We start from the raw sequence: 12,551 nt of genomic DNA on the forward strand, positions 1-12,551 counted from the left end.
TCGAAGCGTTTACTGCGTTTGTTTTGTTCTCAAACTCGCTGGGTAACTTGCGTTCCGTCCCGTGTCTGTGGGTGCGCATTATAGGGATTAAGATCACATTGGCAAGCGTTTTATTACGATTATTTGCAATTTAATATCGTTTGCTTAATTAACATACAAACCACCTATTCCTCTTCATTTATATGCTATTTTTATTTTTATCTATTTATTAGATTTATCACTAGTACCTTTGAATAAGATTTAGGTAACATACGCGCCTTTTCTGCTATTAAGTTTTGTTTAGTTACAATTGATGAGTGAGTTTTTATGACATTTTCGTTAGGCCAGCGTTGGATTAGTGACGCTGAATCAGAGTTAGGGTTAGGTACAGTAGTCGCAATAGAAGGACGTATGTTAACGCTGTTATTTGCAGCTTCAGGAGAACAACGTCTTTATTCAATAGAAGAAGCGCCAGTAACACGTGTTCGTTTCAATATTGGTGATGAAGTATTAAGCCATGCTGATTGGTCTTTATTAGTAACAGATATACAAGAAGACGAAAATATCATTACTTATATCGGCACACGTAAAGATACCGATGAAGAAACCCAATTAAGAGAAACCTTTCTAAATAACTTTATTAAGTTTAATAAACCACAAGATAAGTTGTTCGCAGGTCAGATTGATAAGTTTGATCGCTTTGTATTACGTTATAAATCTTTATTGAATCAACATGAGCAACAACGTTCTCACTTACGTGGTTTATTAGGTGCACGTGTCGACCTTATCCCTCATCAGTTTTATATTGCAGAAGAAGTAGGTCAACGCCATGCGCCACGTATTTTACTAGCGGATGAAGTTGGCCTAGGTAAAACCATTGAAGCTGGCCTGATTATGCATCAACAATTGATTACTGGTCGGGCAAAACGTGTCTTAATTGTTTTACCTGAAAACCTACAGCATCAATGGCTAGTTGAAATGCTGCGCCGTTTTAACTTACATTTTAGTATTTTTGATGAATCACGTTGTGAAGAAGCTTATTTAGATGCTGTTAACCCTTTTGATACTGAGCAGCTAGTACTATGCAGCATTGACTTATTACGTAAACAAAAGCACTTAAAGAATGCATTGTTAGCCACTTGGGATCTTATGATCGTTGATGAAGCACATCATCTGATTTGGGATAAAGAGAAACCTAGCCCACAATATAACGCAGTTGAGAAATTAGCGAACGAAATTCCAGGTGTATTATTATTAACAGCAACGCCAGACCAGCTAGGGCATGAAAGCCACTTTGCACGTTTGCGTTTGCTTGATCCAAACCGTTTTTATGATTACCAAGCTTTTGTAAACGAGGAAGCGGGTTATAAACCTGTGGTTGAGGCAGTTAACCAACTACTTGATGGTAAGATCTTAACCGATCAAGCTAAAAACAGCATTACTGAACTGTTATCAGAACAGGATGTAGAGCCATTACTTAAAACCATTTCAGATATTACAATAGACCCAGAGCAACAGCAGGTGGCACAGCGAGAATTGATCCGCGGTTTATTAGATAGACACGGTACAGGGCGTTTATTATTTAGAAATACACGCTCTGCGATCAAAGGTTTCCCTAAGCGTTTATTAAAATCAGTTGCGTTAACTTTACCTGATCAATATAAAACCGCACTTAAAGTATCAAAAATGATGCCTGTGGGTAATCTTGAAGAACAAGCCTTCTCAGCTCTTTACCCTGAACAAATCTATCAAGCTTTTGAAGCTTCCACTGATAACTCTTGGTGTGCATTTGATCCACGTATTAGTTGGATCATTGATCTTGTTCAGCAAAACAAAGACGAAAAAATACTGATCATTGCCGCTCAAGCACAAACGGCATTAGCTATTGAAGAAGCATTGCGTACACGTGAAGCGATCAAAGCGGCTGTTTTCCACGAAGGTTTATCACTCATTGAGCGCGATAAAGCAGCGGCATACTTTGCACAAGTAGAAGATGGTGCACAGGTAATGGTCTGTTCTGAGATTGGTTCTGAAGGTCGTAATTTCCAGTTCTCACATCACTTAGTATTATTTGATCTGCCAATTAACCCTGATTTACTTGAGCAACGAATTGGCCGATTAGACCGTATTGGCCAACGTTGTGATATCCAGATTTATACGCCTTACCTCAAAGATACTTCGCAGGAGTTTTTGCAACAATGGTATGAGCAAGGTTTATCTGCTTTCACACAAACAACACCAACAGGCCATACTGTTTATGAATCAGTAAAAGATGAACTCATTAATTTATTGGCCACAGGTGAAAATGATCAAGACCAATTAGCGCAATTAATTAAACGCACTGCAAAACTTAATTCAGAACTGAAAGCCAATTTAGAGCAAGGTAGAGATAAGTTATTAGAGATTAACTCTAGCGGTGTTTTACAAAACAGCAACTTACTTGATGATATGACGGAGATTGATCAGCTACCGCACTTCACTGGCTTTGCACTACAGATGTTTGATGTCTTAGGTGTGCAGCAAGAAGATAGCAGCGATCAATGCTTAATCTTGAAACCAACCAGTAATATGTTAGCAAGTGATTACCCAGGGTTACCAGAAGAAGGGGTAACGGTGACATTTAATCGTCAAACGGCATTGAGTCGCGATGATGTTTCTTATTTAACCTGGGAACACCCTTTGATCAGCCATGGTATGGAGATGGTATTAAGCTCAGATACAGGTACCACTTCTGTTGCCATCTTAAAAAATAACTCATTACCGGCTGCCTCAACATTCCTAGAGTTAATCTACGTTGTTGAAGCCTTAAATACTGATAATGCACAATTAAGTCGTTTCTTACCAACAACACCAATTCGCCTCTTATTAGATAAGAATGCTAAAAACTTGGGTGAGAATGTAACTTTTGATAGTTTTGATCGCCAATTAACGCCGATTAATCGTCATATTAGTCGCAAAGTGGCGAATGCTTCACAAGCATTAATTCATCAGCTAATTAAACAATCACTGCCAACAGCACAATCGTTAATGGCAGACATTCTGGATGAAGCGAAACAAAATATGCAACATACGCTACAACAAGAAAGAGATCGTTTATTGGCATTAAAAGCGGTGAACCCTAATATCCGTGAAGAAGAGATCCAACATATTCGTGATCAACAAACTAACTTTGAACAGATTTTAGATAATACACAGCTGAAATTAGATGCAATCCGTTTCATCGTCTCAACTCACACTTAACCTAGCATTAACAAGTACAGGTTATTAAGTAACTCTTAACCTGTACTGTTCATTACATCGGTAACCACTATGCCTAATTTTGTTTATAACCCACCAATGTCCCCTTATTTGAATATTATTCATCAGGATCAAGATATTGTTGTACTCAATAAGCCCTCTGGATTATTAAGCGTACCAGGCAGAGATCCTTGGCATAAAGACAGTTTAGCGTTACGTGTTTTACGTGTATGGCCTGAAGCTTGTGTAGTGCATAGATTAGATATGGCAACCTCTGGCATTATTATTTTAGCCTTACGTAAATCAGCACAAAGTCATATGGGGCGTCAATTCCAACAAAAAGTCATCGATAAAACCTACTTCGCTCGTGTAGAGGGGATTATTAAAGAAGATAGCGGCTTAATTGACTTGCCTATACGTTGTGACTGGGAAAATAGACCGCGCCAAATTGTTGATTTTGAACAGGGTAAAAGCTCTCAAACTGAATGGCAAGTGGTCAAAAGAGAACAACAAACTACCCTCGTTAAATTAACGCCGTTAACGGGAAGAACACATCAATTACGTGTGCACATGCAACAATTAGGTCACCCTATTGTTGGTGATGAGTTTTATGCAACTGCATTTGGTAAGCAATATTCACCAAATCGTTTAGCATTGCATGCGGCTAGTATCACTCTTACCCATCCATCTACGGAATTACGTGTTAGTTTTGAATGCCCTCCCCCTTTTTTATAAAATTTAACAATTGAGTATGAAAATTAATCTCTTGTATTTATTTGTTAACATTAGATTTACAATTGAGGTTACTTATTATCAATGGTTATATTAAGTAACCTTTATGTAGCATAAAAACTATGTAAAGAACCTTAAAATGGTGGCGTTCCCCCGTATTTTTCACTAAGCTTTAACCTGCTGAAAATTGTCGTAATACACAATCAACTCGACAAGTTTATAAAACAATCAAACGCGTTATCTGGCTTTGTGGTGTTAGCGCTATTTAAAAAATGCAGGTGATTTAGGTCAGCTGCATTTTTTAAATGACACCCAAAATAAACCTCGATAACAATCTTTAACAATAAGCGATCATGGAATTACTATGCAGATAGGTATACCTAGAGAGATCCAAGAAAATGAAAACCGTGTAGCGGCAACACCTAGTACTGTTGCACTACTAATTAAACAAGGTTTCACATTTCTTGTAGAACAAAACGCAGGATCAGCAGCAAGCTTTTCTGATTCATCTTACCAAGAAGCGGGTGCTGAAATTAGCACAGAAGCTGAAGCGATTTTACAATCAGACATTATCTTTAAAGTTAATGCACCGACTCAAGCAGAGATTCAATTAATCAAAGAAGGCGCTACATTAGTAAGCTTTATTTGGCCTGCTCAAAACCCGGAACTATTAAAGCAACTAGAAGCTAAAAACATCAGCGTTATCGCGATGGATAGTGTTCCTCGTACTTCTCGAGCACAAGCATTAGATGCACTAAGTTCAATGGCAAATATTGCTGGTTACCGTGCTGTTATCGAAGCTGCCAACCAATTTGGTCGCTTCTTTACAGGTCAAATCACTGCTGCGGGTAAAGTTCCACCTGCTAAAGTATTGATCGTTGGTGCTGGTGTTGCTGGTCTAGCTGCTCTTGGTGCTGCTGGTAGCCTTGGTGCAATCGTTCGTGCATTCGATACTCGCCCTGAAGTAAAAGAGCAAATCGAAAGTATGGGCGGTGAATTCCTTGAAGTCGATTACGTTGAGGAAACAGAAGTAAGTACAACGGGTTACGCTAAAACAATGAGTGAAGGTTATCAAAAAGCGCAAGCTGAAATGATGGCTGAACAAGCTAAAGATGTTGATATCATCATCACAACGGCACTTATCCCAGGTAAACCAGCACCTAAGATCATTTCTGAAGATATGATCAAATCAATGAAACCAGGTAGCGTGATTGTTGATTTAGCAGCAGCTGCTGGCGGTAACGCAGCATTAACAGTGAAAGACGAAGTGTTTGAAACTGAAAATGGCGTTAAAATCATTGGTTACACTGACTTACCAAGTCGTTTACCAACACAATCAAGCCAACTGTACGCAACAAACCTAGTTAACTTGATGAAACTGCTTTGTAAAAACAAAGACGGTCAAATTGATATCGACTTCGAAGATGAAGTTATCCGAGGTGCAACGGTTGTTAAAGAAGGCGAAATTTCTTGGCCACCACCAGCAATTAACGTAAGTGCTGCACCAACCCCAAAAGCAGAAGAAAAAGTAGAAGAAGTTGTTGAAGAAAAAGAACCAAACAAATGGATTAAACCTGCTGCTGCTGTTGTTGCTGCTGGTCTATTTGGCTGGTTAGCAAGTGTTGCACCTACAGACTTCCTAGCACACTTCACTGTATTTATTCTGGCATGTATTGTTGGTTACGGTGTAGTTTGGAATGTTGCACATTCACTACATACACCTTTAATGAGTGTAACAAACGCAATCAGTGGCATCATCATCATCGGTGCATTGCTACAAGTTGGTAGTGACAACAACGTCGTCACAGCTCTTTCAACGATTGCAATTCTTATTGCAACCATCAACATAGTGGGCGGTTTCACCGTAACACACCGTATGTTGAAAATGTTCCAGAAGGATAAATAAACATGTCTCAAGGATTAATTACAGCTGCGTACATCATTTCAGCTATCCTATTCATTGGTAGTCTTAACGGCTTAAGCAGCCAAGAAAGCGCAAAACGCGGTAACCTATTCGGTATTATCGGTATGATCATTGCGATCGGTGCAACTATTGCTAGCTCACAAGTGAGTGGCTTAGGTTACATCACTATCGCAATGGCAGTTGGTGCTGGTATCGGTGTGCGTTTAGCATTAAAAGTTGAAATGACTTCAATGCCTGAACTAATCGCTATCTTACATAGCTTCGTAGGTTTAGCTGCAACTTTCATCGGTTTCAACTCATACTTAGATCATGCTGTTTTAGCACCTGCTGCACAAACTATTCATGATGTAGAAGTATTCTTAGGTATCTTTATTGGTGCAGTTACTTTCACTGGTTCTATCGTTGCATACGGTAAACTAAGCGGTAAAGTAAACAGTGCAGCTTTATCTCTACCTGGTAAAAACTGGATCAACATTGCAGCAGTGACAGCAGCAGCACTATTATTAGTTGCTTTTGTTAGCGGTGATTTAGGCTTAACAGCACTTATCATTATGACTGTGATTGCATTAGCATTTGGTTGGCATTTAGTAGCTTCTATTGGTGGTGCAGATATGCCAGTAGTAGTATCAATGCTTAACTCTTACTCTGGTTGGGCTGCGGCAGCAACTGGTTTCATGCTAGCAAATGACTTACTTATCATCACTGGTGCATTAGTAGGTTCAAGTGGTGCGATTCTTTCTTACATCATGTGTAAAGCAATGAACCGTTCATTTGTAAGCGTAATCTTAGGTGGCTTCGGAAATGAAGAGTTTGCCCAAGGTGACCAAGAGTACGGCGAGCATACAGAAACAACTGCACAACAAGTAGCTGAGTCTCTAAAAGCGGCTAAAAACATCATCATCGTACCTGGTTACGGTATGGCTGTTGCACAAGCACAATACCCTGTTGCTGAAATTACTAAGCAATTACGTGCTAAAGGCAAAAACGTACGTTTCGGTATTCACCCAGTTGCAGGTCGTTTACCAGGCCACATGAACGTATTACTTGCTGAATCAAAAGTCCCTTACGATATCGTATTAGAGATGGATGAGATCAACGAAGATTTCCCTGAAACTGATGTAGTATTAGTTATTGGTGCAAATGATACAGTTAACCCAGCGGCAAATGAGCCAGGTACACCGATTTCAGGTATGCCAGTACTTAACGTTTGGGAAGCTGAGAAAGTCGTTGTATTTAAACGTTCAATGGGTGCTGGTTACGCTGGCGTACAAAACCCACTGTTCTTTAATGAGAACTCTGAAATGTTATTAGGTGATGCAAAAGCATCGGTAGATGCAATTCTATCTAACCTTTAATTTAATGTTTTAATTAAAAATGCCGAATCAATTGATTCGGCATTTTTGTTTGTATTGCATAATAAAATCATTAAGCACGACAATTTGGAGCTTGTTCGTTGGTTTGTTTAAGGTTCTTCAATTCGCTTTGTAAATCATTAATACGCGTTGTATTTGAAGGGTGAGTAGATAAAAACTCCATCGGCTCAGAACCACCCGAGGCAATCGCCATATTCTTCCATAGCTCGACACTTTGTTCCGGGTCAAAACCCGCTTCGCTCATCAGGTGTAAGCCTACGATATCGGCTTCCGATTCTTGCGCTCTGCCATAGGGCATAGTGATACCATATTGAACACCTAACCCCAATGCTGCTAAGCCTATCTCAGAATATTCACTGCCACTCACAGCCACACCAATAGCCGAAGTCCCTATACCTGTAATTTGGCTTGAGGATAGACGTTCATTAGAATGATTTGCTTGCACATGTGCGATTTCATGACCAATCACTGTCGCCAGTTGATCTTGGGTTTTAGCCACAGCTAATAGACCAGTATAAACACCAATTTTACCACCTGGTAACGCAAAGGCATTAACTTGATCACTATCGAAAACCACCACTTCCCACTCATCAAAATCAGGTTGTTCACCTAGGGTATCGGTTATCTGCTTACTCACACATTGCACATACGCATTAACTGCAGGATCTTGATTAATGGTTTCCTGTTTTTTTATCTCTTCAAAGGAATTTGCCCCTAAAGTCGCCATTTCTGAACCATCGAATAACAATACTTGATTACGTCCAGTGGGTGAAGAGGTGACACAAGCAGCAAGTAATAGTGAACTACTAATGAGGGATAATTTAGGTAGAAAGTGTTTCATCATAACTCCATTGACAAAAGTGTAATGGAGTTATTATCTCAAGCTAATACTAAGAATGCGAATAAATTTAAAGCAAGTTGTTAAGCGTAACTAGGACGCTCTTGATGCCAATGTTTATATTTAGGTAGCGTCATAATAACTAACAACAACAGACCGCTACCACCAATCATTAATATAGCTGCATAAGGGCCAGTTAAACTAGTTTGTTGTAATAACCCAGTTAATATAGCTGCGCCAGTCATTTGAATACAACCTAATAACGCACTGGCCGTCCCCGCTCGTTCACCAAAAGCGCTTAACGCCATCGATGTGGCTGGTCCTAATAACAGCGCAAAGCCAATACATAAAAATAGCATAGGTGACATATAATATAATCCACCTATTAATAGGTTAGTAAAAGGCAATTGTTGCAGCACTAATTGCAGCGCACCAGATAACACCATCAGCCATAATGCAATACTAACCGTTTGGTGATTACCGACCTTTTTAATCACTTTAGGCGCAGCAAAACAAGCAATAATATTAATGATCGCATTAAAACCAAACAGGTAACTAAAGGTTAATTCAGACAAACCTATATGTTTAATGATCCAACTCGGCGCATAAGACACATAGGTTAAAATACTCGCCATACCAATCATACAAGTCAATGCATAGAAGATAAATTGACTATTAGCTAATACCGGTTGATAACGCGCCCAACGGTATAAAGCGGCATGATTATTAGCATGTTCAGGACGCGTTTCTGGTAATCTGAAGGCAACAATAAACAAGACTAAAACAGCAAACGCAGTCATAAAGATAAACGAAGCTCTCCAACCAAAGTGTAAAGCTAAAAAACCACCTAAGGTAGGCGCTAAAGCGGGAATAACACAAATAACACCATTCAAATAACTATAATAGTGCGCACTTTGTTGTGCATTAAATCTATCTCTCACGGCACTAAATACCACAATCGATGTAGCGCAAGCTGCAACCCCTTGTAGTACACGCGCAAGTTGTAAATATTCAAACTGAACCACGACTGACGCAAAGAAACTACTTGCGATATACAAACAAATACCGACTAACGCAACCGGTCTACGGCCATATCTATCTGCCAATGGGCCAATTAACACCTGCCCTACCCCCATTGATAAAATAAACAATATTAATGTCGATTGAACCTGTGTATCTGATACACCAAATTCAACGGCCATTTCAGGCATAGATGGTAAATAGATATCAATGGCCAGAGGGCTTAACACCACCATCATCATTAGGATAGGTAACAACTTACGACTCATAACTCTCTCTTTGAACAATAAAAAATAACTAAATTAAATAATATAAAACGTCGATTTGTGACATTAAACAGATAACAATGCTAGTGTAAATCAACTATGATATGAATAGAAATGGTATTAATTCAGCTCTTATTTTCCCTATAGGAATATCTATGCATATCGATAAACTCACTCGAATAGACCTTAATTTATTAGTTATCTTACAAGTCCTTTTAGAAGAGCAAAGTGTTACTCGCGCAGCAACCCGTTTAAATGTCAGCCAATCAGCGTTGAGCAAAAGTTTGTCTCGTTTACGCCTACATTTACAGGATCCTCTATTTACTCGGACCGCGCATGGGTTAAAACCGACGTCACATGCTTTGCATTTACAACAACATTTACCTAAGTTACTGCAAGGTTTATATCAATTAACACAAGCACCTAGTTTTGACCCTGTAAACAGTGACCGACATTTTTCTATCAGTATGTTAGAAAGCGCCTACGCGACATTATTACCTACTTTTATTGGACCTTTATTACAACAGGCCAGTCATATCCATTTAGATGTATTGGGCTGGAAAGAAGGCTCAATGCAAGACTTACAGAAAGGTAAAGTTGAATTCGGTATTACAGGTATAGATTACGGTGAGAGACAACAATTAAAGATAGATAACTTACCCGATGAATTAGCGTATAAAATTTTATTCAGTGATCATCAAACCTGTTTAGTCAATGATCAGCACCCAGCACTACAACGTGTTAAGAATAACACATGGGATATGGAGAGTTATTTATCCTGTAATCACTTACAAGTAAGCTGTGATGGTAATAAGTTTTGGGCCATTGATTTTGCACTAGACCGACATAATAAACAGCGCAATATCATCAGTACGTTGCCAGATTTTTATGGTGGCGCAAGTGTTTGTGCGCATAGTGATTTAATTTTCACTTTACCAAGCAGCTTTGTTCCACATGCCCAAAAACTCTATCCGCTTAAACAGATCCCATTGCCTTTTCCACTCAATGGAATGGCTTATGTTTTATTATGGCATCGAGATAACACAGATGAGCCTGGCCATCGGTGGGTAAGAAATATGATTTGTGATAGCATTGATAATGCATTTAAACATGATATCAAGTAGATATTATAAAGGCGCTAAATAGCGCCTTTATAATATGCAGGTAACAAAAAAGAGTGAGTGGTTAACACTCTACTTTTTCTATCCAACCAAATTTATCTTCACGAAGCCCATACTGAATACCTGTTAGTTCATCGTATAAGTTACGAGAAACTTCACCGGCTTTATTATCATTGATAAAGTAATCAACGTCTTTCCAACATAGTTGACCTACTGGAGAGATAACTGCAGCCGTACCGCAACCAAAGGCTTCAGTAATTTTGCCACTTTTAATATCAGCTAAGATATCTTCAATTGCTACCTGCTCTTCAGAAACAGTGTAACCTAGCGTAGGTGCTAACTGTAAAATAGAATCACGCGTAATACCCGGTAAAATACTGCCGCTTAATTTAGGTGTTACAATATGATCGCCGTAAACAAAGCAGATGTTCATCGCGCCAACTTCTTCGATATATTTACCGTGAATTGCATCTAACCAAAGTACTTGAGAGTAACCTCGTGCTGCAACATCTTCAGACATGTATAAACTTGCCGCGTAGTTACCGCCAGTTTTTGCTTCACCAACACCACCCACAACAGCACGACGGTATTTATCTGCAACATAAACAGAAACAGGTGCAAAGCCATCTTTAAAGTACGCGCCAGCAGGACCTGTAATAATAAAGTGCAGGTATTTATCACTTGCACCTAGACCTAATTTAGCGCCTGTCGCGATCATGGTTGGGCGAATATATAGTGATGTACCATTTTTTTCAGGTACCCATTTATTATCTATTTTCAGTAGTTCCATTAATGCATTAAGGTGAAAGTCGACATCGACCTCTGGCATAACCATACGCGCAGCAGAACGATTAAAACGTTTAAAGTTCTCACGAGGACGGAATAAATGAATATCCCCTTTCTCTGTACGGTAGGCTTTCATACCTTCAAAGATCTCTTGACCGTAATGTAAAACCGAAGCTGATGGGTCTAATTGCAGTGTTTGATAAGGTTTTATTTCAGCATTTGACCATTTTTGATTCACATCATAAGTTTGTGTAAACATATGGTCGGCAAATACTTCACCAAAACTAAATTCTGCTGGACAGGCATTTCGCTCTGCAACTGCTAGCGGTTTGATATCAATTGACATGTAACTCCCTTCTGTAACTAAATGCTTTACGACAATGGATGAAAAGTACAGGTATCATTGCTTATATGTCGACCGAATGCCGATTTTAAAAAATAATCAACAATACATCCACACTTCTTTTACAAATAAATGCAGATTAAGCTAATTTATTATGCAAACAGTGAATAGTATTAAAACAACTGCCTATAAAACAGACTTATTTATCCAAACACAGGCTCTGTTTAATATAGTTTGCTAAATAATCGATAGTAGACTGGATATGTTGTCCATGTGTAAAACCACTTTTAACTCTCGGTTTTAAATCATGATCGCCATCTTCTAACCAATGCCATTGCAATGCATTAGGCAAACCATAAGTTGCTACCTCTTCCTGACTCCCTAATTTATCTCTAGTGCCCTGTATTATTGCCAAAGGCACTTTAACCTGACCTAGATGTTCAATACGCAGTTTGTCTGGTTTACCTTGTGGGTGAAAAGGATACCCTAAACAAGCAACACCTTTTACTTGCGGTAAGAGATGCTCAGCCATTACTAAACTGGCCATACGTCCGCCCATTGATTTACCGCCTATCACCATAGGTTGTTCGAAGCTATTAATGAGCTGTACAAACTGTTCAATTAGCTTGGGAGCTCGCTCAGGTGGTCGGCGGCTCCCTGTCTCAACTCGTTGCTGCATATAATTAAAATTAAAACGAGCAACTCTAATGCCTTGCTTTGCTAGTCCTTCACTAACTTGCTGCATAAAATCAGAGCTTAAAGGCGCGCCAGCTCCATGTGCAAAAATGAATAAAGGACCCGTTGCAGGTCCATCAAAAATTATTTCCATCATATTCTCAATTAATGACTAAAAATCAATAATACCTATTATACCAACCACTTGTTTACATTACCTATAATACCAATCATAGCAAGTAACTGATCTATTTTAC

The 12,551-nt window shown here is 39.0% G+C and carries 9 protein-coding genes; 5 read left to right on the forward strand and 4 right to left on the reverse strand.

Features of this window, described 5'->3' with window-relative positions:
- Positions 1 to 306 precede the first annotated feature (306 nt).
- The 4 genes from rapA to pntB all read left to right on the forward strand — a co-directional run bounded on the left by rapA (position 307) and on the right by pntB (position 7,227).
- Complete coding sequence (gene rapA / locus DS885_RS02515; protein WP_113817834.1) at positions 307 to 3,219, forward strand: RNA polymerase-associated protein RapA; 2,913 nt, start codon at positions 307 to 309, stop codon at positions 3,217 to 3,219.
- Between the two features lie 69 nt (positions 3,220 to 3,288).
- Positions 3,289 to 3,951 carry an RluA family pseudouridine synthase gene (locus tag DS885_RS02520; RefSeq protein ID WP_113817835.1) on the forward strand — a complete coding sequence of 221 codons (663 nt, stop codon included), beginning with the start codon at positions 3,289 to 3,291 and terminating at the stop codon, positions 3,949 to 3,951.
- 361 nt (positions 3,952 to 4,312) lie between these two features.
- Positions 4,313 to 5,854, forward strand: a complete 1,542-nt coding sequence (locus DS885_RS02525; protein WP_113817836.1) for a Re/Si-specific NAD(P)(+) transhydrogenase subunit alpha — start codon at positions 4,313 to 4,315, stop codon at positions 5,852 to 5,854.
- Positions 5,855 to 5,856: 2 nt separating this feature from the next.
- Positions 5,857 to 7,227 (forward strand): Re/Si-specific NAD(P)(+) transhydrogenase subunit beta, encoded by a 1,371-nt coding sequence (pntB, locus tag DS885_RS02530; protein ID WP_113817837.1) that lies wholly within the window; start codon positions 5,857 to 5,859, stop codon positions 7,225 to 7,227.
- Positions 7,228 to 7,297: 70 nt separating this feature from the next.
- Here pntB and DS885_RS02535 read toward each other — a convergent pair whose 3' ends face one another.
- On the reverse strand, positions 7,298 to 8,086 hold the full coding sequence (locus tag DS885_RS02535; RefSeq protein ID WP_113817838.1) for a M48 family metallopeptidase: 789 nt from the start codon (positions 8,084 to 8,086) through the stop codon (positions 7,298 to 7,300).
- Between the two features lie 80 nt (positions 8,087 to 8,166).
- Entirely contained in the window at positions 8,167 to 9,372 is a 1,206-nt protein-coding gene (locus DS885_RS02540) for a multidrug effflux MFS transporter (protein WP_113817839.1), read from the reverse strand.
- 152 nt (positions 9,373 to 9,524) lie between these two features.
- Between DS885_RS02540 and DS885_RS02545 the strand changes: the two genes are divergently transcribed.
- Positions 9,525 to 10,493: a LysR family transcriptional regulator gene (locus DS885_RS02545; RefSeq protein ID WP_113817840.1), complete on the forward strand. Its 969-nt coding sequence runs from the start codon at positions 9,525 to 9,527 to the stop codon at positions 10,491 to 10,493.
- A gap of 61 nt (positions 10,494 to 10,554) precedes the next feature.
- Here the strand turns inward: DS885_RS02545 and DS885_RS02550 are convergent, their stop codons facing one another.
- Both DS885_RS02550 and DS885_RS02555 read right to left on the reverse strand, forming a co-directional pair.
- Entirely contained in the window at positions 10,555 to 11,622 is a 1,068-nt protein-coding gene (locus DS885_RS02550) for a branched-chain amino acid aminotransferase (protein WP_113817841.1), read from the reverse strand.
- A gap of 196 nt (positions 11,623 to 11,818) precedes the next feature.
- A complete protein-coding gene (locus DS885_RS02555) occupies positions 11,819 to 12,448 on the reverse strand; it encodes an alpha/beta family hydrolase (protein ID WP_113817842.1) in 630 nt (209 codons plus the stop codon).
- Between the last annotated feature and the right edge of the window lie 103 nt (positions 12,449 to 12,551).

Source organism: Psychromonas sp. B3M02 (assembly GCF_003318165.1).
Classification (GTDB): domain Bacteria; phylum Pseudomonadota; class Gammaproteobacteria; order Enterobacterales; family Psychromonadaceae; genus Psychromonas.